Source organism: Nocardia tenerifensis NBRC 101015 (assembly GCF_000308715.1).
Lineage (GTDB): Bacteria > Actinomycetota > Actinomycetes > Mycobacteriales > Mycobacteriaceae > Nocardia > Nocardia tenerifensis.
Genome location: NZ_BAGH01000124.1, coordinates 1 through 24,498 on the forward strand (window position 1 = coordinate 1; position 24,498 = coordinate 24,498).

A 24,498-nucleotide genomic window follows, 5' to 3' on the forward strand; every position below is an offset into this window, starting at 1 on the left:
GGCTCGTCGTCGAACCGCGCACCGCCGCCGACGATTGGAACGAGCAGGTCTCGTTGCTCACCGGGATGTGCGCGGCGCGCATCATGATCGACGCCGGCGCGCCCGCGCTGCTGCGCACCATGCCGCCGCCCGCGGAGTCGGCGATAGCGTCCATGCACCGCACGGCCGCGGCGCTGGGGGTCGAGTGGCCGGCGGAGCTGTCGGTCGGGCAACTGCTGGCCGGGCTGGATCCGAATACGCCTGCCGCGCTTGTGCTCATGTCCGAGGCGACGGGTTTGATGCGCGGGGCGTCCTACACCGTGCTGAACGGGGATACCCCGGCTCTCACCCCGGAGAGCTTGGAGCACAGCGCGATCCGCGCACCGTATGCTCATGTCACCGCGCCGCTGCGCCGTCTGTCCGATCGGTTCAGCACCGAGATCTGCCTGGCGCGGTGCGCGGGAACCGAAGTGCCCCAGTGGGTCCGGTACGGGCTCGCGGATGCCGCCGACAGCATGCGCCGCAGCGACGCGATCGCGGGCAAGGTCGAGCGGGCCTGCATCGACCTCGCCGAGTCCACGCTGCTCGCCGAGCGCGCCGGAACCGAGTTCGACGCGGTGGTAGTGCGCGAAGCCAACGGCAACCGTGCGGCGGAGATCTTCATCGCCGACCCACCCGTGCTGGGCCCGTGCGTAGGCCAACCGCCTGAGGGTGCGTCCGTCCGAGTCCGCCTACTCTCCGCCGACCCCACCACCCGCAAGATCACCTTCACCTACCCCGCCTAACCCCCGCACCCTCTCTCCGGCTCCGCACCCTCTATAGGGCCCCATAATGGGTGCGGAGCCCGAGAGAGGGTGCGAGGCTTCGGCTGCTCGGCTGCTCGGCTGCTCGGCGGTGCAGCGCTGCCGCGGAGGCTGCTTGAGGTCCGCGCTGTGTTGGAGGGTGCGCGCTGTTGCCGGTGGACGCCGCACTGTTTCTTGGGATCCGCACTGTCTTTAGTGCCCTAGATAGGGTGCGGATCCGGAGAGTGGGTGCGAGGCTTCGGCTGGTCGGCGGTGGGGCGCTGCCGCGGAGGCTGGTCGAGGTCCGCACTGCGTTGGGGTTGGAGGGTGCGTGCTGTGGCTGGTGGGCGCCGCACTGTTTCTTGGGTTCCGCACTGTCTTTAGGGCCCTAGAGGGGGTGCGGATCCGGAGAGAGGGTGCGAGGTTTTGGGCTGCTCGGCTAGTGGGGAGGGCGAGAGGGCGGTGGGTGGGGTTGGCCCTAGTCGGCGGACAGGGCGGCGGCGGACTCGGGGTAGCGGGTGAGGGCTTGGCGGGCGGCGGTGTCTTCGGCGCCTGCTAGTACTCGGTAGAGGGCCGTATCCTCGCCTGCGGCGCCGGCGTTGGCGGCGACGCCGTAGATGGCGTGCTGGGATTCGACGGCGTCGCGGTGGTCGCCCAGCACGGTTTGCAGGCGTTTGGCGCGGCTGCCGAGATCGGCCGCGGCGGGGCCGAGGACGGGCTCGGCCGCCTCGCAGGAGTAGCGTAATCGCTTGGCGCTCTTGCGGATATCGTGTAGCAGCTCGATCCGGTCGGCGGCTGTGACGGTGGGTTCCCGCTTGATCAGACCCTGCACGCGTTCCCGGTCGCGCTCCAGCACCACGGTGAAGAAGTCGGCGGCGGGCACCTCGGCCCGCGCGGCGCGCAGGGGTGGGTCGGTGCGCCATTCGGTGAGCTCGTCGCGCAGTTCGCGGTAGCGCGCGCTGTCCAAGGCAACCAGCACATCGGCGTGTGCCGCGGCATACCTTTCGTGCTCAGCGGTGACCAGCCGGGCGGTCACGGCGTCGAGATCGGCCGCCGAATGTATTGCCGCCGGGCCACGTTCGGCGAGCTGGTTGTCCACGTGCGCCTCGGTGTCGAGTTTGGCCGCTGCATGCTCGAACGCCCGGCCGTGTTCGGCGAGCTGCTTGTCGATGCACGGCTCGGCGTCGACATCGGTCGCTGCATGTTCGGGGGCGCGGTCGTGTTCGGTGAGCTGCTTGTCGATGTGTTTGGCGGGTGCTTCGGTGTCGAGGTCGGCCGCCGAATGTATTGCCGCCGGGCGACGTTCGGTGCGTGCTTCGGCGTTGTGTTCGGCAAGCTGCTTGTCCACGCGTGCTTCGGCGTCGACGTCGGCCGCTGCATGTTCTGGCGCGCGGGGGTGTTCGGCGCGTGCCTCAGTGCCGAGGTCGGCCGCCGAAAGCTCAGCTGCCCGCCCGTGTTCGGCGAGCAGCTTCTCGAAGCGTTCGGCGCGCACCTCGGCGTCGCGGGCGACGCCGAGGACGGTGGCGAGCCACTTGAGTTCCTCGCCCAGCGCTGCGGCGGGCGCTCGTTCGAAGAGGCCGCGATAGGACCGCAGTACGCTGCGTAGTCTGCGGGTGGCTACGCGCATCTGATGGATCGAGTCGGGTTCGTCGGCACGGACTTCCGGCTCGGCGGCGAGTAGCCGGTCCACATTGTCGGCGAGTGCCGCGACGATGGCGGCACCCGCGGTGGCCGTCATGGGCTACTCCGCCTTCGCGAATCTGTCGGTGGCCTCGATCAGATGATGCGCGGTGCCCGGTTCGTACGACGCGTGCCCGGCGTCCTCGACGATGTGCAGCTCGGAGCCGGGCATCGCCTTGTGCAGATCCCACGCGCTCACCGCGGGGCAGACGATGTCGTGCCTGCCCTGCACGATAACGGTGGGAATGTGCGCGATGACGCCGATGTCGCGCAGCAACTGCCCCTCGTCGAGGAAGGCGTGGTTGCGGAAGTAGTGGTTCTCGATTCGTGCGAAGGCGAGCGCGAAGCGGGGCTCGGCGGTCTCGGCGACCCGATCCGGTTGCGGCAGCAGGGTACTCGTCGCGCCCTCCCAGGTGGACCAGGCGACGGCCGCCGCGAGCGCGACGCTCTCGTCGGGGGAGTGCAGCAGCCGGTGGTAGACCTCGACCAGGTCTTCGCCGCGCTCGGACTCGGGCACCGGCGCGAGGAACTTCTCCCACTCGTCGGGGTACACGTAGCCGGCGGCGCCGTTGTAGTACCAGTCGATCTCCTTGCGGCGCAACAGGAAGATGCCGCGCAGCACCAGCTCGGTCACCCGGTCGGGGTGCGTCTCGGCGTAGGCGAGGGCGAGGGTGGAGCCCCACGAGCCGCCGAACACCTGCCAGCGGTCGACGCCGAGATGCGTACGCAGCGCCTCGATATCGGCGATCAGATGCTGGGTGGTGTTGTGCTCGAGGCTCGCGTCGTCGGCCAGGTTCGGGGTCGAGCGTCCGCAGCCGCGCTGATCGAACAGCACGATCCGGTAGGCCGCCGGGTCGAAGAACTGCCGCTGATGCGGTGAGGTGCCGCCGCCGGGGCCGCCGTGCAGGAAGACCACGGGCTTGCCGTCCGGATTGCCGCTGACCTCCCAGTACACCGACTGACCGTCGCCGACGTCTAGCTTGCCCGAGTCGTAGGGCTCGATCTCGGGGTACAGCGTCCGCAGCTCGGCCATCAGAACGCCAGACCTGAGGCCAGATCGGGCAGCTCCAGCGCCTGGATCGCCTGCTGGTGTACGTCGGCGCAGCTCTTGGTGGTGAGACGGTCGATGACCGGCTTGTCGGCGAGCACCGCGCCGTTGATGCCGCCGTTGCGCAGCGCCCACTCGTGCACCAGCGCGTTGAGCCCGATCTTGCCGAGCGTCGGACCCTGGACCCGCCAGTTCGACAGCTCGGGCCGGATCATGTCGCACAGCTGCGTGGCGGCGGCGTCGGAGATCTCGGGGGTGCCGGGCTTGTTCGTGCCCGCGGTGCCGCTCGGCTTGGTGGTGGCCGTCGCCGACGGCGTCGTCGAACTCGCGCTCCCGGTCGGGTTCGACTCGCCTCCGCAGGCGGTCAGCGCTGCGGCGGCGAAAACGCCCGCCAGCAGCAGGGTGCTGCGTGAAATCCAACGGCTGTGCGGCATCGGTCCCTCTACTTCTCTCGCGAATGTCGGCATCGAGTCTGCCATTGATTCGCGGCGTCGGCCCGGACTGCGCGCGCCGTACCCCGCCCGCCGCCCGCCGCGGGATGGCTACGCCCGGTGTCGAGTCCCATCCGGCGCGTCCGTGGGCTGGATCGGCGCCTGGCCGCGTTGTCGTCGTCGCCGAGTCGGCGCATTCGGGGGCTGGATCGCCGCCCGGCCGCGTTGTCGTTGTCGTCGAGCCGGCGCGTCCGGGGGCTGGATCGCCGCCCGGCCGCGTTGTCGTCGTCGCAGAGCCGGCGCGTCCGGGGGCTGGATCGCCGCCCGGCCGCGTTGTCGTCGTCGCAGAGCCGGCGCGTCCGGGGGCTGGATCGCCGCCCGCCCGCGTTGTCGTCGTCGCAGAGCCGGCGCATCCGGCGGCTGGATCGCCGCCTGACCGCATTGTCGTGTCGCAGGGACAACCCCGTATCGGCTCCTCCATGCCAGGCCACGATCCGGCCCGCGGACGCAACCTCCACGACCTAGCGAAACGTGGCGCGCAACTCGTCCAGCAGCTCCTCGACGAAACGCGCGAAACGGGGAATGGAGGTGTCGATGGTGCGCCACGGGTGAAGGGCGATCAAGGGAGCCAGACGCTCGGCGAGGGCGATCTCGGTGTCGGAGACCGGTTCGACGCGACGCCAGTGCTCGAAGTACGCGGCGCGGTGCGGGTGGTGCAGGATGCGATGGGACAGGAAGGGATGGGTGATCACCGCGTCGCCCCAGTCGAACAGCCGGCCGGTGCCGGGCGTCGCGCCCGCGAACACATTGCCGGTGTGGACGTCGTTGTGTTCGAGGCTGAGCCTGCCGTACGCGGCCAATTCCGCGGCGGCCTCCTCGATGCGGTGGCCGAGCCCGGGAACGCGCGGCTCGAAGTGCCGGTAGACGGTGCCGAGCCGGCTGGGCGGCAGGTACGGGGTGCCGGTGGCGATCAGGTCGTCGATGTGTGGGGCGAGGAACTGCTGGAGATCGGCGTAGGAGCGCAGCAGGCCGGACCACTCCGCGTCGGTGTCGGGTGCGGTGTCGCCGCCGTGCGGGCTGAGCAGCCACCCGTGATCCTCTTGCACCGCAAGGGGTTCCAGCACGCTGCCGGGGCGCAGCCGGGCGAGCAGCCGCAACAGCGGTCCTTCGTGCGCGAACGCGCGGGCGTTGGCCTTGGCCCACATCGGGCCGGACTCGGTGGGAATGCGGACGAGTAACGACCAGGCGCGGCGGCGGGTGAGCGACGCCGCGCCGGTCACCTCGATCTCTCGTGACTTCAAGATCCCGGTCGCCCAGTCGACGAGTGGCTCGACCGGCTGGCCGAGCAGTGCGACGGGGGCGTGCACCGCTCGGCCGATCATCGTCACCTCACTGCGTTGACCCTAAAAACTGTGTTCGGGTCCGGGGTAGGTGCCCCGGGCCACCTCATCAGCGTAGGCCGCCGCCGCGGTGCGCAGCTCATCGCCGACATTGCCGAAGCGCTTGACGAACTTGGCGGTCTTGCCGCTGGTGTAGCCGGCCATGTCCTGCCACACCAGCACCTGTGCGTCGCAGTCCGCGCCGGCGCCGATGCCGACGGTCGGGATGGTCAGCTTGCCGGTGACCTGCGCGGCCAGCTCGGCGGGCACCATCTCCATGACGACGGCGAACGCGCCCGCCTCCTGCACGGCGATGGCGTCGGCGATGAGCTGCTCGGCGCCGTCGCCCCGACCCTGCACGCGGAATCCGCCGAGGGAGTTGACGCTCTGCGGGGTGAACCCGATATGCGCCATCACGGGGATGCCTGCCGAGGTGATCAGCGCGATCTGCTCGGCGACCCGCTCACCGCCCTCGAACTTGACCGCCTGCGCCTGGCCCTCCTTCATGAACCGGGTCGCGGTGGCCAGGGCCTGCTGGGGCGAGGACTCGTAGGTGCCGAACGGCAGGTCGGCGACCACGAGCGCGTGCGGCGCGCCGCGCACCACGCCGCGCACGAGGGGGACGAGCTCGTCCACGGTGATGGGCACCGTGGTGTCGTAGCCGTAGACCACATTGGCCGCGGAGTCGCCGACCAGCAGCACCGGAATGCCTGCTTCTTCGAACAACCGGGCCGAGGAGTAGTCGTAGGCGGTGAGCATGGCCCACCGCTGACCCTCGGCCTTCATCTTCTGGAGGTGATGCACCCGCGTCTTGCGCATAGCCTTCTGGGGCTGGGCGGGTGCCGCACCGTAGGCCGGGGTTTCCGAATCGGATACGGACATCTTCGTCCCTTTCGTCTGGTGTCTCCTCGGGGCCCATCGGGGTCCCCGGGTTCGTCTGACGAAATCCAGTGTGCCAGTTGTAGCCGAGCCGTATTAAGCCTCGCGCCCGGTGCAATATGTCACACAGGACGCCCTGGCAACCTCACGACGGCGGTGTCCAGCGGCCGGTGCGGGCGATCGTGGACGCGAGGCCGAAATCGTGCTTGAGGTGTTCGGGGATCGCGTAGTGCATCACCCGGCCGCGCGTGAGGGAGCTCAGTTCGAACAGCGTGGTGAGGTGGCCGAGGCGATCCACTGTCCACGCGCCCAAGGGGGACCTGTCCTCGATGGTTTCGAGCAGGCCGAGGACTCCCGGGACCGTTTTGACCGCCGTATCCCAGGCCGTGCGCGGCACCTGGAGCCAGTCGGCGCAGGTGTCGCCGACGAGATAGCGGATCAGCGCGGAGACCACGGGGTCGAGCAGGGTGCCCGGCACCACCTCTTCGTAGAGTTCGATGAGCTGGCGGGTGAGGTGAACGCCCTCCGCGCTCGGACCCATGTAGCGGGTCAGGTAGAGATCGAGGAATTGCCTTGCGGATTCCAGGTTTTCGGGCGCGTGCGACTGGTCGACGCCGAGCATCGCGCCGACGACCCGCCACGCGTAGAAGTACGCCTCGGCGCCCTCGACGCTCATGTGGATGTTGAGCCGGTGCAGGCTGTCGAGCACGAGGAGCGAGAACAGCAGCTGCCCGCCGATCATGTCCTCCTGGCAGATGGGCACGCCCAAGGTGGCGGTGTCCCAGTGGCCCCCCATCGACAGATGCCGTCGGATCGCGGCGTGCAGCAGCCGCACCTTCTGGACGGCGGGCACGAAGCGGCTGCCCGCCTCGAAGGCGTCGGGCTGCATGAGGTAGACGGTGAACTGGCCGGTCTCGGCCATGCGCTTGGCGGGGTAGTCCAGCGAATGGCTGGCCGACAGCAGCCGCGCGACGTGCGGAACGACGTAGCAGGCGGGCATGGACGCGAAGGACAGCGCCGTGGAGATGTGCACGTTGTTGTCGATGAAGAACAGGCGGGCCCGCTCCATTTCCTCCCAGTCCACCCACGACGGCGGGGCGGCGGTCGCGCGCAGGTACTCGCGGGCGACGTCGGGCAGGTCATCGGGGAGCGGAGAGCCCGCGGTGGAGACGTAGCGCATGAGCGTGTTGAACTTGCCGACCTCGCCGCGGTCGAACAAGGTGGCCACGGTGGCGTCGGCGAGTTCGTCGCCGTGCTGCCGCAGCGCGTCCATCGATGCGTGGGTGTAGGTCATCGGGGCTCCTAACGGCTACGGCGGACGGTCGGTGGCGACCTCAGTGGTTGCGTGCGGTGGCGGCGTGCGCGAGTTCGGTCAGTGCGCGCGTGGCGTTCGCGGGCATGTTCGCTCCGGCCAGCGCGGCCGTGGCCTCGTCGACCAGTTCGACGATCATTTTCTCGATGTGGCCGGGGGACTCCAGCCGGTGCATCAGTTCCCGCATCTCGTGTAGTTCCTCGGGACCGGGTTCGCGGTGAGAGATCAGCTTGCGCAGCTGTTTTCGCTGTCCGGCATCGGCTCTGCGCCAGGTCTCCGCGAGGAGGGCGGTCGGCCGCCGGGCGCGTAGATCGTCGAGGTTCGCCTTGCCGGTCGTCGCCGGGTCGCCGAAGAGACCGAGCAGGTCGTCGCGCAGCTGGAACGCGCCGCCGAGCGGTAAACCATACGCGGAGAACACCTTCAGCAGCCGGTCGTTCGCGCCGGCCAGCGCGCCGCCGATGAGCAACGGCTGCTCGACGGTGTACTTGGCGCTCTTGTAGCGGATCACCTGCAAAGACTCCGCCGTGTCCGGAGCCGTGCCGGTCCGGATGACCTCCAGGCACTCACCGGCGATCAGCTCCCTGGCCAGGACCGCCCAGAGCGGGCGTGCGCGCGACAGAAATGCCGCGGGCAGGCCGCTCTCGGCGAACAGCTGCCCGGCCAGCCCGATCAACAGATCACCGACCAACATGGCCAGCGCCTTCGCGGACTTCGTGCGGTTCGGGCGGCCGTGCAGCGCGCTGCGCAACGCGACGTGCGCGGTGGGCAGGCCGTGCCGCAGCGGACTGTCGTCGATGATGTCGTCGTGCACGCTGGCCGCCGCGTGCACCAGTTCCATTGCGGCGGCGGCTTTTACGAGCGCGTCGCTGTCCGGTTGTCCCGCTGCCCGCCAACCCCAGTAGCAGAACGCCGCCCGCAAACGTTTGCCGTGGGTTGTCGCGAGCACGAGCTGCTCGGCCACCGGCCGCAGGTGCGGGTCGATTGTCAGGAGCCGGCCGCTTTCCCGCGCGACGAACTGCCCGAGCGTGATATCGACGCGCGCCTTGAACGCACCGGGGTCGAACCCGTCAGTCATCGCCGGAGGCGGCGCGTCGGGCCAGCACCCGTTGGGCGAGGATCTCGAGGTGCGCGGGCGGCACGGTGGCGTACCGGTCGAGCGCCAGCCGCCCGCGCGCCTTCAGGTCGGCTCCCGCCGCGCCTGCCAAGCTCGTCGCGTCCGATCGTCGCAAAAGGCCGCGCACCCGGTCCAGCACCGGGCCGAGCCGGCTCAGCGCCGAATCCGCTAGACCCACCGCCAGGAAGAAGGCTTCCTCGCCGCGGGCGCCGGGTTGAGAGGGCTTCGCGCCGGGTTGAATTGACAGAGCGCTGGGCTGAGATGATTGAGCGCCTGGCTGAGATGATCGAGCGTCAGGCGGAGATGATTCTGCGTCGGGCTGAGATGATCGAGCGTCAGGCTGACATGGTTGGGCATCAGGCTGAAATGACTTCTGCGACATGCGATCACGCTCCCCACCTGTACGAGTGGCAGCTGCAGCCGCACTGCCCCAACATGTTTGGCGAGTCCGGCTGAATCAGTGTGGCATGGAGTGCAGCCGGACACGCCGAAAACTAACTGTGGATTCCATCGGCTTCACAGAGTATTCGGGCAACTGATGCGCTAACCCTTGATCGGTCGCGCCGAGTGGTCGCGGTGAGTGGTCGTGCCGAGCGGTTGCGGTGAGTGGTCGTGCCGAGTGGTCGCGGTGAGTGGTCGTGGGGAGTGGTCGTGCCGAGCGGTCGTGCCGAGCCGTTGTGCCGCACCGTTGTGCCGAGCCGTCACATCGACATCGACCCGCACTTCTCCTCCCGACCCTGTCCCGGAGTAGTCGAGGCGATCGAACAGCCGTCACCCCCTGGCGATGACAGGCCGCCACGAGCGGCGGCAGGCTCCGAATCATCCGAGCCGCCCACGACCGTCCGAACAAGCGTCTGACCGGTGCGTTGATCAACACCGACGACGGAGCTGCCACTATCAATGGATGGTTTCGGTGCGGAGTGGGCGCGGCGCGCTGGTGGCGGTGCTGGCATTGGTGGCGGCGGGATGCACGATCGAGGGTCATCCGACGGGCCCGCTGCCGGAGCCCCCGGCCGCGCTGGCGAAGTTCTACACGCAGACCGTCCAGTGGGGCACCTGCTCCGACTTCGGCTCGCAGGACGATCGCTTCGCGCCGAGCGCGCAGTGCGCGCGGATCACCGTGCCGATCGACTATGCCGCGCCGGACGGACCGACCGCGCAGATCGCCGTATCCCGGATCAAGGCGTCGGGCCGGCGCATCGGCTCGCTGCTGATGAACCCGGGCGGGCCGGGCGAGTCGGGCCTGACCATGTCGGCGCTGGGCAACAAGACCCCGCTGGCCGAGCGCTTCGATCGGATCGGCTTCGACCCGCGCGGCGTCGGCTCCTCGACCCCGGCCATCGTCTGCGAGACCGCGCAGGAGCAGGACGCCGAGCGAGCCGAGCCGCAGAAGGACAACACGCCCGACGGGATCGCCGCCGCGGAGAAGGAGAACCGGGAGTACGCCGACCGCTGCGCCGAGCGCACCGGCACGGAGTTCCTGTCCCGCGTCGGCACCCGCGAGGTGGTACAGGATCTGGACGTGATGCGCGCGGCGCTCGGCGATGCGAAGCTCAGCTACCTGGGTTATTCGTACGGCACCAAGATCGGTTCGGCGTACGCCGAGAAGTTCCCCGACCACGTGCGCGCGCTCGTCCTCGACGGCGCCATCGACTCCTCGCAGGACCCGGTGCAGGAGTCGCTGCGTCAGGCGGCGGGCTTCCAGAAGGTGTTCGACGCCTTCGCCGCGGCCTGCACGAGCAAGCCGGACTGCCCGCTCGGCACCGACAAGACCCAGACGGTGCAGCGGTTCCGCGAACTGGTGAATCCCCTGTGGGACAAGTCCGCCTCGACCACCGACCGGCGCGGACTCAGCTACGGCGACGCGCTCACCGGCGTGCGCCAAGCCCTGTACACCAACGACCTGTGGCCAGTGCTCACCCTCGGCCTCGCCGAACTGCGCGACGGTCGCGGCGACACCCTCCTGCAACTGGCCGACCTCTACGACGGCCGCCGCGACGACGGCAGCTACAGCAACACCACCGACGCGTTCACCGCCATTCGCTGCGTGGACGATCCGCGCATCAGCGACCGGGGCATCACCGGCAAGCAGGACGCCGAGTACCGCAAGGCCGCGCCGTTCCTCGACGACGGCCGGGGCACCGGCGCGGCCCCGCTCGACCAGTGCACGGCCTGGCCGGTACCCAATACCACTGAGCCACACCGGATCTCGGTGACCGGATTGCCCAAGACGGTGGTGGTGTCCACCACCGAGGATCCGGCGACGCCTTACCAGGCCGGAGTCGATTTGGCCGACCAGCTCGGCGCCGCGCTGGTGACCTACAAGGGCAACCGGCACACCATCGCGCTGTCGGGCGGTTCGCAGTGCGTGGATCGGGCGGTGATCGACTACCTGGTCGACCTGATCGAGCCCGAGCCGGGCCTCACCTGCTGACCGGTCGGCCGGTGATGGCTGTTTTCCGCGAGGAACACTGCACACTCAGCGTGTACGTAACACGGATTTAACGCCGGGTGCTTACGCTCGCGGACATGGATCGCCAGAAGGAATTCGTGCTGCGGACGCTCGAAGAGCGGGATATCCGCTTCGTACGTCTCTGGTTCACCGACGTGTTGGGTTACCTGAAGTCCGTCGCGATCGCGCCCGCCGAGCTCGAGGGCGCCTTCGAGGAGGGCATCGGCTTCGACGGCTCGGCCATCGAGGGCTTCGCCCGGGTGTCCGAGGCCGACATGGTCGCCCGCCCGGATCCGTCCACCTTCCAGGTGCTGCCGTGGGCGACCAGCAAGGGCCACCAGCACTCCGCGCGCATGTTCTGCGACATCACCATGCCCGACGGCTCGCCGTCCTGGGCCGACCCGCGCCACGTGCTGCGCCGCCAGTTGAACAAGGCCGCCGACGTCGGGTTCAGCTGCTACGTGCATCCCGAGATCGAATTCTTCCTGCTGGAGAACGGCCCGGTGGACGGCTCGCAGCCGATACCGGCCGACTCCGGCGGCTTCTTCGACCAGGCCGTGCACGACTCGGCGCCCAACTTCCGCAGGCACGCGATCGACGCGCTGGAGTCGATGGGCATCTCGGTCGAGTTCAGCCACCACGAGGGCGCGCCCGGTCAGCAGGAGATCGACCTGCGCTACGCCGACGCGCTGTCCATGGCCGACAACGTGATGACCTTCCGGTACCTGATCAAAGAGGTCGCCATCGACGAGGGCGTGCGCGCGACGTTCATGCCCAAGCCGTTCGCCCAGTACCCCGGCTCGGCCATGCACACGCACATGAGCCTGTTCGAGGGCGAGGCGAACGCCTTCCACGATCCGGACGACCCGATCAACCTCTCCGGCACCGCGCGCGCGTTCATCGCGGGCATCCTCGAGCACGCGCCGGAGATCAGCGCCATCAGTAACCAGTGGGTGAACTCCTACAAGCGGCTCATCCACGGCGGCGAGGCGCCGACCGCCGCCTCGTGGGGCCGGTCGAACCGCTCCGCGCTGGTGCGGGTGCCGATGTACACGCCGAACAAGTCCTCCTCGCGCCGCGTCGAGATCCGCAGCCCCGACTCTGCCTGCAACCCCTACCTGACCTTCGCCGTGCTGCTCGCGGCCGGCCTGCGCGGCATCGAGAAGGGCTACACGCTGCCGCCCGAGGCCGAGGACGACGTGTGGGCGTTGACCGTCGCCGAGCGGCGCGCGATGGGCTTCCGCGAGCTGCCCGGCACGCTGGACGAGGCGCTGCAAGCGATGGAGCGCTCCGAGCTGGTCGCCGAGACGCTCGGCGAGCACGTGTTCGACTTCTTCCTGCGCAACAAGCGCCGGGAGTGGGCCGATTACCGCAGCCAGGTGACCCCGTACGAACTCAAGGAGTACCTCGGCCTGTAGCGGAGGTTCGGCGCGCCCCACGCAGGCCCGGTGGGTGGCGGCGTGTTCGCCCTGGGCATGTAATTTGAGAGCTATGGTCCGGCCCCCGACTGCCCGCTCCGCTGTCCCCGGCGTCGGTCGGCTCGGACTGCTCGAGCCCACCGCCGCCGCCTCGCTGCGCGAATTGGGCTGGGACAACGTCGAAGGCATCCCCGTGCTGTGGGCGCTCTCGCGCGCGCCCGACGCCGACCTGGCGCTGAACACGCTGATCAAACTGCGGGAGCGGCTCGAAAGCGATTGGGCCGCACTGGATTCGGCGATCCGGTCGGACACTGGGCTGCGCGGCAGGTTGTTCGCGCTGCTCGGCTCGTCCAGCGCGTTCGCCGATCATCTCGTGATCGACCCGGCGGCCTGGCAGATTCTGCGCCGCAAGGAGCTGCCGAGCCGCGACGAACTGATTGCGGACCTGCTCGACGCGGTGCACGCGGTGCCGGCCGAGGGACCCGACCCCGCTGCCGACCAGCTGCTGTTCCGCGCAGGCGACTCCGGGCCCGAGGTGGTCGCGCTGCTGCGCAAGCGGTATCGCGATCAGCTGATGCTGCTCGCCGCGCTCGATCTCGCGGCGACCGTCGAGAACGAGCCTGTCCTGCCGTACCAGGTCGTCGGCCGTCACCTGACCGACCTCGCCGACGCCGCGCTCACCGCCGCGCTGTCGGTGGCGGTGGCCAGGATCTGCAAGGACGACCCGGTGCCGGTCCGGCTCGCGGTGATCGCCATGGGCAAGAGCGGTGCGTGCGAGCTGAACTACGTCAGCGACGTCGACGTGGTGTTCGTCGCCGAACCCGCCGACGCCACCGCGACCCGGCTGGCGGCCGAGATGATGAGCGTCGCCAGCGCGGCCTTCTTCGAGGTCGACGCGGCGCTGCGACCGGAGGGCAAGGCGGGCGCGCTGGTGCGCACGCTGGAGTCGCACGTCGCCTACTACAAGCGCTGGGCGCGAACGTGGGAGTTCCAGGCGCTGCTGAAGAACCGGCCGATGACCGGCGACCGCACGCTCGGCGAGCAGTACCGCGACGCGCTGATGCCGATGGTGTGGACCGCCTCCGAGCGCCCCGACTTCGTCGCCGACGTGCAGGCCATGCGCCGCCGGGTGGAGGATCTCGTCCCCGCCGATCTGCGCGAGCGCGAGCTGAAACTAGGCCACGGCAGCCTGCGTGACGTCGAATTCGCCGTCCAGCTCCTGCAATTGGTGCACGGGCGGGTGGACGAGTCGCTGCACGTGCAGGGCACCGTCGAGGCGCTGACGGCGCTGGCCGCCGGCGGGTATGTCGGACGCGACGACGCCGCGAATCTCACTGCGTCCTATGAGTTCCTGCGTTTGCTCGAGCATCGGTTGCAGTTGCAGCGGCTGCGTCGCACGCACACCCTGCCCGCCGCGGACGACGAGGAGGGCATGCGCTGGCTGGCGCGCGCCGCGCACATGCGCCCGGACGGCAGGCAGGACGCGGTCGGCGTGCTCAGCAGTGAGATCCGCCGAAATGCCGTGCGGGTGCGGCGGTTACACGCCAAGCTGTTCTACCGTCCGCTGCTCGAGTCGGTCGTCAAGCTGGAGCCCGACGCGCTGCGGCTCAGCCCCGACGCCGCGGTGCGGCAGCTGGCCGCGCTGGGGTATCAGGCGCCCGAGCACGCCCTCGGCCACCTCAAGGCGTTGACCGGCGGGGTGTCGCGCAAGGGCCGGATCCAGGCGCTGCTGCTGCCGACCCTGCTCGAATGGCTCGGCGACACACCGAATCCCGACGCCGGGCTGCTCGCCTATCGGCGGGTGTCGGAGGGCCTCGCCGACCAGACGTGGTTCCTGCGCGTGCTCCGCGACGAGGGCGCCGTCGCGCAGCGGTTGATGATCGTGCTCGGCTCCTCGGAGTACCTGCCCGATCTGCTGATCAACGCGCCGGACACCATCCGCATGTACGCCGACGGGCCCGGCGGGGCGCTGCTGCTCAGCCCGCAGCCCGAGGACGTCGCGCGCGGGATCATGACGGCCGCCGCCCGCTACGACGACCCGAGACGCGCTGTGGCCGCGGCACGTTCGCTGCGCAGGCACGAGCTCGCCCGCGTCGCCTCGGCGGACCTGCTCGGCATGCTCGACGTCGAACAGGTCTGCCGCGCGCTGTCCTCGGTGTGGGTCGCGGTGCTGGAAGCCTCACTCGCGGCGGTGATTCGGGCGAGCGAGGCCGAGCTGGGCACCCCCGCGCCCGCCGACTTCGCGGTCATCGGCATGGGCAGGCTCGGCGGACACGAGCTGGGTTACGGGTCCGACGCCGACGTCCTGTTCGTCTGCGACCCCCGGCCGGGCGAGGACGAGACCAAGGCCGTGAAGTGGGCGATCGGCGTGGCCGACAAGGTGCAGAAGCTGCTCGGCGCGCCGAGCACCGACCCGCCGCTGCTGGTGGACGCCGGGCTGCGGCCCGAGGGACGCAACGGCGCGCTGGTCCGCACCCTGGCCGCGTACGCCGCCTACTACCGGCAGTGGGCGCAGCCGTGGGAGGTGCAGGCGCTGCTGCGCGCCCACCAGGTGGCGGGCGACCAGCAGCTCGGGCTGCGGTTCCTGCACGTCATCGACGAGGTGCGTTATCCGGCGGGCGGCGTGTCGACCGAGGCGGTGCGCGAGATCCGGCGGATCAAGGCCCGTGTCGACGCGGAGCGACTACCCCGTAACGCCAACCCGGCCACGCACACCAAGCTCGGCCGCGGCGGCCTGGCCGACATCGAGTGGACTGTTCAGTTGATGCAGCTGCGCCACGCGCACGAGGTCGCCGGGCTGCACAACACGTCGACGCTGCAGTCGCTCAACGTCATCGAGGAGACCGGGCTGCTCGAGGCCAGCGATGTGGCGTTGCTGCGGGACGCGTGGCTCACCGCGACCAAGGCGCGCAATGCGCTGGTGCTGGTGCGGGGTAAGCCCGCGGACCAGCTGCCGGGGCCCGGGCGATTGTTGTCGGCGGTCGCTCGCGTGGCGGGGTGGCCGAATGATGACGGGAGTGAATTTCTCGATCACTACATGCGTGTCACGCGGCGGGCGAAAGCGGTGGTGGAGCGGGTGTTCGGGGAGTAGTGGTGCTGAATGCTGGTGCAGCCGCGCGCCTTTCGATTTCCTGCGCACTGATACGTGTGCGGATGCCAAGGGCAAGCGGCTGTGGTGCGGGTCGCGTCAATTCGCGACCGAGGGGGCGGGATCGATGACCAAACCCTTTCGCTCGGCACGCTTTTCGCCCCACTCGTAGAGCGCGGTGAGGGCGGGTACGAGACTCCAGCCCTCCTCGGTGAGGTCGTACTCGACCTGCGGCGGCACCGTGTCGAACACGGTGCGGCGGACCAGGCCGTCCGCCGCCAACTCGCGCAGCTGCTGCACGAGCATCTTCTCGCTGGTGGTCGGCATCGCCCGGCGCAGCTCGCCGTAGCGCCGCACACCCTCCTTGAGGTGGGCGAGGATCACCGGCTTCCACTTGCCGCCGATGAGGTCGACGGTCACCTCCACCGCGCAGTGGTAGCGCTTCTCCGGCATTGCGGGCCTCTCGGTACTCACCAAAAAGTGCGTTCTTGTAACACTGTAATCATCGCGATTCCATGGACGGGACGACCACATTCCCACCGTAGACATGGAGCCCGAAACCTTATGAAGGTCATCGTTTTCGACCGTTTCAAGCCCGGCGTGACCTTGGAGACCATCAACCCGTACCTGCCGGATGAGGTCGCCAATGTGTGGCGGCTGTGGAAGGCGGGCATCGTGCGGGAGAACTACGCGCGCGCCGACGAGCCGGGCGTGGTGATCGTGTTCGAGGTGGACAGCGTCGAGGAGGCGCGGCGTTACGTCGCCGACTTCCCGCTCACCAAGGCCGGCTACCTCGAGTGGACCTACGTGCCGGTGCAGGCGCCGTTGCCGCTGGAGGCGCTGATGGACCCGAAGGTCGACGTCGCCGAGCCGTACGACCGGACCAAGTGAGGGCGCGGCCATGCGACACGCCTTCGGCCTCAGCATTCCGCAGACCGTGGCCGACGCCTGCGACCCGGCGCGGATGGCGCTGCTGATCTACGACATGCAGGTCGGCATCGTCGGCCAGATTCCCGACGGGGACAAGATCGTGCGGGCGTGCGTCGAGTTGCGAGATGCCGCGCGGGCCAACGGTTTCCGAGTCTTCTACACCCGGCACGTCTCGCTGCCGATAGCCGCGTCCGGCGTCGCGCAGCTGCGCACGGCCATGCAGTGGCAGCGGGTGGACGACCTGGACGAGCTGCACGCCAGCTTCCCGCAGGGCTCGCCGCAGTACCAGCTCACGCCGGAGCTGACGCCGAACGCGGACGAGGTGGTCTTCGACAAGATCACCATGTCCGCCTTCGCCGCGACGCCCCTCGATATCGCGTTGCGCGACTGCGGCATCGACTCCTACGCCATCGCGGGCATCGCCATGGAGGTCGGCATCGAGCCGACGGTCCGGCACAGCCTGGACCTCGGTTACCTCCCCATCGTGGTCGCCGACGCCTGCGGCGCCGGACACCCCGCCGCGGCCCAGAGATCCCACGCCGCTCTGGAATTCACGGGCGGCTCGCTGCTCACCGACACGGCCGCACTGATCGAGCTGATGCACCGCCATTGACGCACCGGCTGCACGGACACCCCACGCGGCTGTGGGGTCGTGGGGTGTCCGTGCGTTCACGCCCCGGTGAGCGCCCGTAGGCGAGCGACGAACGCGCGCATCGCGATCCGATCCTCGCCCGGCCGACGGCCGTGCTCGACGGTCACCGTGACCACGCTGCCCGCCCGCAGCCGCAGAACATCCCAGCACCAAGGAAGATTCGGCAACTGCACGCTAGAACCATTGCTACTCAACGTAATTCGCGCGGTGTACCCGACCATCGCCGAGGCCAGCCCCTCGGCGCTCTCAGCAGTGAGCGGCCCCGCGACGCACAACTCCTCGACGTACATCGAGCTCCTCCTGACACCGGTATCGAAGACCCAGCGTAGGCGGCGGCCGCCGGTCAGCCATCCGGAGAGGCAATGCCATGAGCCTCGTGCGGCGCGATTGCTCACCTACTCCCAAGCCCCCGTGTGCGCTGCCATGATGAGGGGGTGGAAACGTGGTTCGCGGCCGCCGTCGAATGGAGCGATACACGCCGGGCCGAAGGTGAAGTGCCGCCTGGACGCCTGGTCGCAACCCTCGAAGGGGCACTCGAGAAAACCGGTCCCGAACACGGGATGCGGGGTGGCACGACGTTGTGCGGCATCTCCAAAGAGCGGGTCTGCGTAATGCGCCACCTGTGGCGCCCCGACGGGGCACTTGCCTGCGAGCGGTGCAAAGCCATGCTCGGGGAAACTGACACGCCCGGCGAATGAGGCATGCTGTCGAGTTCGGTGGCACCTTGGGTGCCGACCGGATTTCGTGGCCTTGCTCGGTGTAGATGCTGACCGTCTGCTTGGTCGGATTGGGCAGGCGAGGCGCGGTGCGGGTTTCGACCTGGCGCGGGACCTGCACGGTCGGCGCACAGGATCTCCACATGGCCCGCATAGGGTCGGGGGATGCGTGGATGGTTGGAGCGAGTGGGGCTCGGGGTGGGGTGGTGCGCACTGGCGGCGGGGGTCGCGGGGGTCGTGCTGCATTTCGGGGCGTGGCGGTCTCGGTGGTTGGTCCTGGTCGCGTCGGGAGCGTCGTATCTGATGGTCGGCGCCGTGGTGGGGCTGGTGATCTTTCTGATCTTGCGCGGCTGGCGCAGTGCGGGGGTGGCCGGTGTGCTGGTCGGTGTCGTGCTGTGGACGCTGGTGCCCGCGTTCGTGCCGGAGGGGCGGGCGGCGGACGGGCCGGAAGTGGTTGTGCTGCAGTCCAATCTGTTGTTCGGGCAGGCGGACGCCGACGCGGTGGTGCGTGCGGTGCGCGACAATCGCGTCGACGTGCTCACCGTGAACGAGCTGACGACCGCCGCGGTCGACCGTCTCGCGAAAGCCGAACTCGGCGAACAACTGCCGTACTCCTACCTCGAGCCCACCGCCGACGGCGGAGGCGGCACCGGGATCTACAGCCGATATCCGTTGCGCGACACCAGGAAATACGACGGCTTCATCCTGAACCAGGTGTCCGCGATAATGGACCACCCCGGCCGGGGACCGATCGCGCTCTTCGCCTTCCACCCGATCCCGCCGCCGATGAACTTCGCCGACTGGCTCGTGGAGATGCGCGAGATCCGCGAAATCCTCGACGCGCGAGAGGGTCCCGCCATCGTCGGCGCGGACTTCAACGCGACCCGCGACCACGCCGCGTACCGCGCGCTGCTGCACGGCCGCTTCGCCGCCGCCATCGATCAGGCGGGCGCCGGTCTGCTGCCGACCTTCCCGAACGACCGCCGGTGGGGGCCGATCATCGGCATCGACCACATCCTGCTCGCCGACGCCACGGCGCGGGAGGTGCGCACGCTCAGCGTTCCCGGCTCGGATCACCGCGCGCTGCTCGCCAGGGTGCGGTTGACTTGATCCGGCGGCATACCGGGCGTTGGTTTTTCGGAACTATTGTTGATACGCACGGTCCCTGCGGCGATTACCGTGTGAACGCTCGGCCGCCGCACCGGGCCATGCACCGGTAGTCGGGGAGGCGCGTGGATGATGAGTAGAGAAGGTCTGCGGCTCGGGGCGGTCGCGGTGCTCGTGCTGTTCTGCGCGGTACTGGCCGGATGCGGTAAGGACTGGCAGCCCAGGCCGGAACCGCGTTCGGGGACGCCGAGCACGAACACGCCCAGCGCGGAGACCGACTGGGACGTGGCCGGATCGGCGACGGCGACCGGGCCGAGCGGCCCGCGCAAGGGTGTGCCGGACGCGCCGCTCACCGCGCACAACGGCGACGGCGGCCGATACGACCGGCTCGCCCTCAACTCCATCGCCGATCTGCAAGCCTTCTGGACCGCGGCCTACCCCAGGAACTTTCCCGGCACGTTCACGCCGGTGTCCGTTTTCCATTCTTGGGATGCCGCCGCGCCCCGGAAACAAGCCGTCGAATTCTGCGGCGAGAGCACCTATCACGTGGTGAACGCCGCGTACTGCACCGACGACCACACCATCGGCTGGGACCGCGGCGTGCTGCTGCCCGCGGTGGTGGAGAAGTTCGGCGAGATGGCCGTGGTCATGGTGCTCGCGCACGAATACGGCCACGCCGTTCAGGGACAGGCCAGGCTCGGCGGTATGCGGACGCCGACCCTGGTGCTCGAACAGCAGGCGGACTGTCTGGCCGGTGTCTTCTTACGTCATGTGGCGGAAGGAAATTCGGCGCACTTCACCCTGAACACCACCGACGGGCTCAACGCGGTACTCGGTGTCACGGTCGCCATTCGTGACGAGGATCCGAGCGATTCGAAGAACGCGCACGGCTCGGCGTTCGAGCGGGTGACAGCGGTGCAGATCGGCTACTCCGACGGCGCGCAGGCCTGCAAGTCGATCACCACCCAGCAGATCGCGCAGCGCCGCGGCACGCTGCCGGTGTCCTTCGAGCCGGGGGAGGAGTTCTACCAGCTCCCGGTGACGGCGGAGTCGTTGAACAGCGTGAGCCAGGCCCTGGCCAAGATCTTTCCGACCAGCCGCAAGCCGCAGTTCGACTACTCCGGCGTCGTGCGTAGCTGTCCGAATGTGACTGTCACCGAACCGGTTTCGTACTGCCCGAGCGCGAACAAGATCGGCACCGCGGTGCCCGCGCTGGCCGAACACGGCGCCCCGCACGACGACGATCCGCTCACCGCCGCCGTGAACGGCGATTACAGCGCGTTCATCATCTTCGTGTCGCGGTATGTCCTCGCGGTGCAGAACGATCGCAAGCTCGGCCTGACCGGCGCGGAGACCGCGGGCCTGCGCACCGCCTGCCTCTCCGGCGTGGTGACGACCAAGCTCAGCGAGCCAGGCAGCGACCCGCGCCTCTCGGCGGGCGACCTCGACGAGGCCGTCTCCGAACTGCTCGGCGAGGGCCTCGCCGCCGGCGACGTGAACGGCAAGGTGGTGCCGAGCGGCTATCAGCGCGTCGAGGCGTTTCGCACCGGCGTGCTCGAGGGCGAGCAGGCCTGCCTGTCCCGCTACAAGTGACTAGTGCCTCGTCCAGGAATCTCGGCACGTTCCTGGACGAGGCACTAAACCGGCAGCGAGCGCAGCGACTCGAGCGTCATGGCGACGGCGCGGGCGGCCTCGGCGCCCTTGGTCACGAAGTGCTCGGTGAAGTAGCCGACGTGCTCGCTGTGCTCGTGGAAGTGGTGCGGGGTGAGCACGACCGAGAACACCGGCACGTCGGTGTCCAGCTGCACCCGCATGAGCCCGTCGATCACCGCGGACGCGACGAAGTCGTGCCGGTAGATGCCGCCGTCCACGACCAGCGCCGCCGCGACGACCGCCGCGTAGCGACCGGAGGCCGCGAGGCGTTTGGCGTGCAGCGGGATCTCGAACGCGCCCGGCACGTCGAAGACCTCGACGGCGGCCGGGTCGTAGCCGAGGTCGGCGTACTCGGCGGTGAAGCCCTCGTAGGCCTTGCCGACGATGGAGCTGTGCCAGCTTGCGCGGATGAACGCGACGGATCCGGTGGTTCCCATCCCCGGATCTTACTTGCCGGTAACGTGCGCCTCCAGCCAGTCCACCACGTCGCCGAGCACCCGGTCCTGCTCGGGTTCGTTGAAGATCTCGTGGTAGAGGCCGTCGTAGCGGATCACGGTCAGGTCCGCCGAGCCCGCGCCGCGCTCGATGAGGTCGGTGCTGGACGGCGCGGCGATGGCGTCGCCGGTGCCGTGCAGGGCCAGCACCGGCACGGTGAGCCTGCTCAGCCGCTCCTTGATCAGGACCGTCGTGTTCAGGATCTCGGTGGCGGTGCGGGCAGGCAGCTTGCCGCGGTAGACCAGCGGGTCGTTGTCGTAGGCGCGGACCACCTCGGGGTCGCGGCTGATCTGCGACGAATCCAGCTGGAGCACACCGAGATTCGGGGCGACCCTGCTGAGCAGCGGGGCGAGCGCGCGCTGCACGGGGTTGCCCGCCGAGATGTCCAGCGGCGGGGCGGAGAGCACGATGCCCGCCACGTCGAGCGGCGCGCGCGTGGCCAGGTGCAGCACGACGACGCTGCCCATCGAGTGCCCGATCAGGAACCGCGGCACGCCGGGGTGTTCGCGCCCCGCGATGTCGAGCATGGCCGCCACATTGTCGGCGGCCCCGTCCATCGATCCGATATTGGCCTTGCTGCCCGCCGACTTCCCGTGCCCGACGTGATCGAGCGCGTACACTGCGAAACCCGTTGCGGCCAGCCGCTTACCGACATGGACGTAACGACCCGAGTGTTCGGCGACACCGTGCACCAGCACGATGACACCTCGTGCGGGCGACTCGGGCAGCCATGCGCGCCAAGCGATCCCACTGCCGGTGCCGTCGAATCGCCCGGCGCGGGTGGTGATTCGCGGGTCGCTCGCACCAGGTGTGCCGGTGTCGGGCTGCGCCGCGGTGCCCGGCAGGGCCGCAGGCTCCACGACGGTGCTCGCGCGCGTATCGCCGATCGAGTCGGCGTCGGTGCCCGACTCCGGCTCGGTGTCGGTGGTCGCTCGCGTGTCGGCGACGGTATCCGTCCGTGGCTCGACGACGCCGCTCGGCTCAGCTTCGGTCGGCTGCGGCTCCGGGTCTCCGGTCGCTCCGGGCTGGGCGGTCATGCGTCGCTCCTGACGTCTGCGCGGGTCTCGGCTACCGCGCGAAGTGCGCGATCAGCCGGCGGTTGAACTCGATGAGTCGAGCGTAGTTGACGCGGGAGAGACGCTCGTCGGTTCCGTGGATCGAGGCCAGATCGCGTTCGCCGAGCACGATCGGGGCGAAGTTGCAGCGCGTGCCCGCGAGATCGTGGTAGTGCCGCGAGTCGGTGGCGCCGGGGACGATGCCGGTGGTCACGACGGTGCCGGGCACGATCGCCCTGGCGATGTCCGCGACGAGTTCGAACGCCGGACCGGGCGCGGTGTGCACCGTCGGCTCGGAGGCCATGCCCTCCGCCTCGATGTGAACGCCGCTGTCGCGCACCACCTTCCGGCAGTGCGCCAGCACGGACGCCACCGAATCGCCGGGCAGGATGCGGAAATTGATGGACGCTTCCGCGTGCTGGGGCAGCACGTTCGCCTTCACGCCGCCACGGATCACGGTCGGGGCGGTCGTCGTGCGCACCATCGCCTCGGTCTGCGGCCGCATCGCCATCACCCGGGTGATCAGCGGCGCGGCGACGCCGGCGAACCCGAGCAGGCGCCGCCGCGAGGCCGGCATCGCCGGTCGCAACCTGGCCAGCATGTCGGCGGTTACCGCCGTCATCCGCAGCGGCATCGGATGATCCTGAATGCGGGTCACCGCGCGGGCGATCCGGCCGACGGCGGTCTGCTTGCCCGGCATGGACGAGTGCCCGCCGACCTCGCTGACCGAGAGCTGTACCGTCGCATAGCCTTTCTCGCCGAGCATGATGTTGGCGACCGGCCGATCGACCCCGTCGGCGACGCCCTCGGTGATCATGCCGCCCTCGTCGAGCAGTAGCTCCGCCCGCACGCCAAGCCCGCGGAGGCGCTCGGCCATGTGCAGCGCGCCGGTGTCGCCGAACACCTCCTCGTCGTGGCCGAAGGCCAGAAAGATGGTGTAACGCGGGCGAACTCCCTCGGCGAGGGCCGCCTCGACCGCCTCGAGGATGGCCAGCACCCGGCTCTTGTCGTCGATCGCCCCACGGCCCCAGATGAATTCGTCGTCGACCACGCCCGCGAAGGGCGGGTGGGTCCAGCGGTGCGGGTCGTCGACCGGCACCACGTCCTGGTGGGCGAGCAGGATCGCGCCGACCCGCTCCGGCTCGACGCCGGGCCACCGGTAGAGCCTGCTGTGCCCGAACCGCTCCAGTTCGAGTTCGGCGTGCACGAGCGGAAAGGACTGCTCGAGGTGCGCGGCGAGCCGCTCGAAGGCCGAGTCGTCGACCTCGCCCGGCGTGTCGGTGGACACGGTGGCGCAGCGCAGCGCGGCGGCGAGGCGCTCGGCGGTCGGGTCGTCGACGGGTTCGGTCATCGGCCGGCTAGTCGATTCGGCAGGTCCATGGGCACCGTCGCATCGGTCAACACGGCGGGGTCGAGCGGGATCGTCTTCTCGTTGCGCCACTTCACGATGCCCTCGGTGACGTCACCGGGCAGGTCGGCGGTGCGCGGCGCGGTGAGCATCGGCAGCTCGAGGCGGGCCTCGGACACGGTGACGGGGGCGAACGAGGGGGAGTGCGACCACACGTCGTCGACCACGTCGGTGACCCGCACGCCGATCCGATGACCCGCCTGGATCGGCCAATCCTGGGCCAGCAGGCGGACTTCGGTGGTCTCGCCGCCGACGGGAGCGATGCCGCGGGTGATCACCGTGGCCTGCTGGTTCGGCGCGATGTCGTAGAGCTCCACGGCGACCGTGGCATTCGCGGGCCCGGCGGCGCGCAGGGTCACCGAGGGCAGCCCGGCCAGGTGCTGGTCCTGCGCCAAAGGCTCGGAGACGGACCAGAATTCGCTGTCCGGTCCAGGCAGCAGGCCGCGGTCGGTGTAGCCGCCGTCGCGCAGCCGGACCGGTACACGGGTGACATCGGCGGGCGGCCACGCGGTCTCGGACCGCCAGCGTCCGTCGAACTGGCCCACCGTGATTCGGGGACCGGGCACCTGTACGTCGCGCCCCGCGACGTGCCGGTCGAAGAAGGCGAGCAGCTCGGTGTCGAAATGCGGTGTGCCGCACTTGTCGTGGCAGGTGCGGTGGCCCCACTGGCCGAACCACGCCTTGTGCTCGCCGGGGCCGAGGCCGTTCCACAGGTCGAAGACTCGGTAGGGGCGGGTGTTGTAGTCGACGAAGCCCTGGCCGAGGAACAGCGGAATGGTGTTGCCGCGCAACCGCGGAACGAGATCCCGGTCGCGCCAGAACGCGGAGTCGCCGTCGTGGTCGGTCGTGTCGGCCAGGTACTGCCGATAGCACTCCAGCGGCAATCGGGCCGCGTCGGACTGATATTCGGGCGAATCGTC

General features: G+C 69.5%; 24 protein-coding genes. 10 read left to right on the top strand and 14 right to left on the bottom strand.

The genetic code is table 11. The features are described 5' to 3' along the window. Nucleotides 1-764 (top strand): RNB domain-containing ribonuclease (locus ON39_RS10530; RefSeq protein WP_040733274.1); only part of this gene is annotated, 764 nt, incomplete at its 5' end. A 475-nt stretch (nucleotides 765-1,239) separates the two neighbouring features. Here the strand turns inward: ON39_RS10530 and ON39_RS50510 are convergent. The 8 genes from ON39_RS50510 to ON39_RS10575 form a co-directional block, all read right to left on the bottom strand. Beyond that, a complete protein-coding gene (locus ON39_RS50510) occupies nucleotides 1,240-2,499 on the bottom strand; it encodes a CHAD domain-containing protein (RefSeq protein WP_051186491.1) in 1,260 nt (419 codons plus the stop codon). Nucleotides 2,500-2,502: 3 nt separating this feature from the next. Then, the gene (pip, locus tag ON39_RS10545) at nucleotides 2,503-3,474 is read right to left on the bottom strand and encodes a prolyl aminopeptidase (RefSeq protein ID WP_040733275.1); all 972 of its coding nucleotides are present in this window, start codon (nucleotides 3,472-3,474) and stop codon (nucleotides 2,503-2,505) included. Further along, a complete protein-coding gene (locus tag ON39_RS10550) occupies nucleotides 3,474-3,923 on the bottom strand; it encodes a hypothetical protein (protein WP_040733276.1) in 450 nt (149 codons plus the stop codon). Before ON39_RS10550 ends, pip begins: the two co-directional genes overlap by 1 nt. Before the next feature lie 518 nt (nucleotides 3,924-4,441). Continuing rightward, complete coding sequence (locus tag ON39_RS10555; RefSeq protein WP_051186492.1) at nucleotides 4,442-5,302, bottom strand: phosphotransferase; 861 nt, start codon at nucleotides 5,300-5,302, stop codon at nucleotides 4,442-4,444. A 21-nt stretch (nucleotides 5,303-5,323) separates the two neighbouring features. Further along, on the bottom strand, nucleotides 5,324-6,181 hold the full coding sequence (gene panB / locus ON39_RS10560) for a 3-methyl-2-oxobutanoate hydroxymethyltransferase (RefSeq protein ID WP_040733277.1): 858 nt from the start codon (nucleotides 6,179-6,181) through the stop codon (nucleotides 5,324-5,326). 142 nt (nucleotides 6,182-6,323) lie between these two features. Continuing rightward, a complete protein-coding gene (locus ON39_RS10565) occupies nucleotides 6,324-7,472 on the bottom strand; it encodes an oxygenase MpaB family protein (protein WP_040733278.1) in 1,149 nt (382 codons plus the stop codon). A gap of 40 nt (nucleotides 7,473-7,512) precedes the next feature. Beyond that, nucleotides 7,513-8,565: a polyprenyl synthetase family protein gene (locus tag ON39_RS10570; RefSeq protein WP_040733279.1), complete on the bottom strand. Its 1,053-nt coding sequence runs from the start codon at nucleotides 8,563-8,565 to the stop codon at nucleotides 7,513-7,515. Beyond that, entirely contained in the window at nucleotides 8,558-8,782 is a 225-nt protein-coding gene (locus ON39_RS10575) for a hypothetical protein (RefSeq protein WP_211336355.1), read from the bottom strand. Before ON39_RS10575 ends, ON39_RS10570 begins: the two co-directional genes overlap by 8 nt. 83 nt (nucleotides 8,783-8,865) lie before the next feature. On the opposite strand from ON39_RS10575, the gene ON39_RS49645 reads away from it, so the two are divergent. The 4 genes from ON39_RS49645 to ON39_RS10590 all read left to right on the top strand — a co-directional run bounded on the left by ON39_RS49645 (nucleotide 8,866) and on the right by ON39_RS10590 (nucleotide 15,565). Further along, nucleotides 8,866-9,060, top strand: a complete 195-nt coding sequence (locus ON39_RS49645) for a hypothetical protein (RefSeq protein ID WP_169335875.1) — start codon at nucleotides 8,866-8,868, stop codon at nucleotides 9,058-9,060. A gap of 448 nt (nucleotides 9,061-9,508) precedes the next feature. Continuing rightward, on the top strand, nucleotides 9,509-11,038 hold the full coding sequence (locus ON39_RS10580) for an alpha/beta hydrolase (RefSeq protein ID WP_040733280.1): 1,530 nt from the start codon (nucleotides 9,509-9,511) through the stop codon (nucleotides 11,036-11,038). A 95-nt stretch (nucleotides 11,039-11,133) separates the two neighbouring features. Next, complete coding sequence (locus tag ON39_RS10585; protein WP_040733281.1) at nucleotides 11,134-12,474, top strand: glutamine synthetase family protein; 1,341 nt, start codon at nucleotides 11,134-11,136, stop codon at nucleotides 12,472-12,474. A 73-nt stretch (nucleotides 12,475-12,547) separates the two neighbouring features. Next, entirely contained in the window at nucleotides 12,548-15,565 is a 3,018-nt protein-coding gene (locus ON39_RS10590) for a bifunctional [glutamine synthetase] adenylyltransferase/[glutamine synthetase]-adenylyl-L-tyrosine phosphorylase (RefSeq protein WP_040733282.1), read from the top strand. Between the two features lie 96 nt (nucleotides 15,566-15,661). Here the strand turns inward: ON39_RS10590 and ON39_RS10595 are convergent, their stop codons facing one another. Continuing rightward, the gene (locus ON39_RS10595) at nucleotides 15,662-16,036 is read right to left on the bottom strand and encodes a winged helix-turn-helix transcriptional regulator (RefSeq protein WP_373283679.1); all 375 of its coding nucleotides are present in this window, start codon (nucleotides 16,034-16,036) and stop codon (nucleotides 15,662-15,664) included. Between the two features lie 90 nt (nucleotides 16,037-16,126). On the opposite strand from ON39_RS10595, the gene ON39_RS10600 reads away from it, so the two are divergent. Beyond that, nucleotides 16,127-16,453 carry a YciI family protein gene (locus ON39_RS10600; protein ID WP_040733284.1) on the top strand — a complete coding sequence of 109 codons (327 nt, stop codon included), beginning with the start codon at nucleotides 16,127-16,129 and terminating at the stop codon, nucleotides 16,451-16,453. A 10-nt stretch (nucleotides 16,454-16,463) separates the two neighbouring features. After that, nucleotides 16,464-17,105 (top strand): cysteine hydrolase family protein, encoded by a 642-nt coding sequence (locus ON39_RS10605; protein WP_040733285.1) that lies wholly within the window; start codon nucleotides 16,464-16,466, stop codon nucleotides 17,103-17,105. Nucleotides 17,106-17,161: 56 nt separating this feature from the next. On the opposite strand, the gene ON39_RS10610 is transcribed toward ON39_RS10605, so the two are convergent. Next, entirely contained in the window at nucleotides 17,162-17,434 is a 273-nt protein-coding gene (locus ON39_RS10610; RefSeq protein ID WP_040733286.1) for an HPr family phosphocarrier protein, read from the bottom strand. Nucleotides 17,435-17,578: 144 nt separating this feature from the next. Here ON39_RS10610 and ON39_RS48640 point away from each other — a divergent pair, with 144 nt between their 5' ends. From ON39_RS48640 to ON39_RS10620, 3 genes are all read left to right on the top strand, one after another. Then, entirely contained in the window at nucleotides 17,579-17,842 is a 264-nt protein-coding gene (locus ON39_RS48640) for a hypothetical protein (protein WP_146251186.1), read from the top strand. A 183-nt stretch (nucleotides 17,843-18,025) separates the two neighbouring features. Beyond that, on the top strand, nucleotides 18,026-18,970 hold the full coding sequence (locus ON39_RS10615; RefSeq protein WP_040733287.1) for an endonuclease/exonuclease/phosphatase family protein: 945 nt from the start codon (nucleotides 18,026-18,028) through the stop codon (nucleotides 18,968-18,970). Nucleotides 18,971-19,099: 129 nt separating this feature from the next. Continuing rightward, a complete protein-coding gene (locus tag ON39_RS10620; protein ID WP_040733295.1) occupies nucleotides 19,100-20,560 on the top strand; it encodes a neutral zinc metallopeptidase in 1,461 nt (486 codons plus the stop codon). Between the two features lie 44 nt (nucleotides 20,561-20,604). Here the strand turns inward: ON39_RS10620 and ON39_RS10625 are convergent, their stop codons facing one another. The 4 genes from ON39_RS10625 to ON39_RS10640 all read right to left on the bottom strand — a co-directional run. Then, nucleotides 20,605-21,057 carry a 6,7-dimethyl-8-ribityllumazine synthase gene (locus tag ON39_RS10625; RefSeq protein ID WP_040733288.1) on the bottom strand — a complete coding sequence of 151 codons (453 nt, stop codon included), beginning with the start codon at nucleotides 21,055-21,057 and terminating at the stop codon, nucleotides 20,605-20,607. 9 nt (nucleotides 21,058-21,066) lie between these two features. Beyond that, nucleotides 21,067-22,152: an alpha/beta hydrolase gene (locus ON39_RS10630; RefSeq protein ID WP_083894366.1), complete on the bottom strand. Its 1,086-nt coding sequence runs from the start codon at nucleotides 22,150-22,152 to the stop codon at nucleotides 21,067-21,069. 31 nt (nucleotides 22,153-22,183) lie between these two features. After that, the gene (locus ON39_RS10635; protein WP_040733289.1) at nucleotides 22,184-23,521 is read right to left on the bottom strand and encodes a M20/M25/M40 family metallo-hydrolase; all 1,338 of its coding nucleotides are present in this window, start codon (nucleotides 23,519-23,521) and stop codon (nucleotides 22,184-22,186) included. After that, nucleotides 23,518-24,498: CocE/NonD family hydrolase C-terminal non-catalytic domain-containing protein (locus tag ON39_RS10640; protein ID WP_040733290.1), on the bottom strand; the 981-nt coding region annotated here is incomplete at its 5' end. The genes ON39_RS10635 and ON39_RS10640, both read right to left, overlap by 4 nt.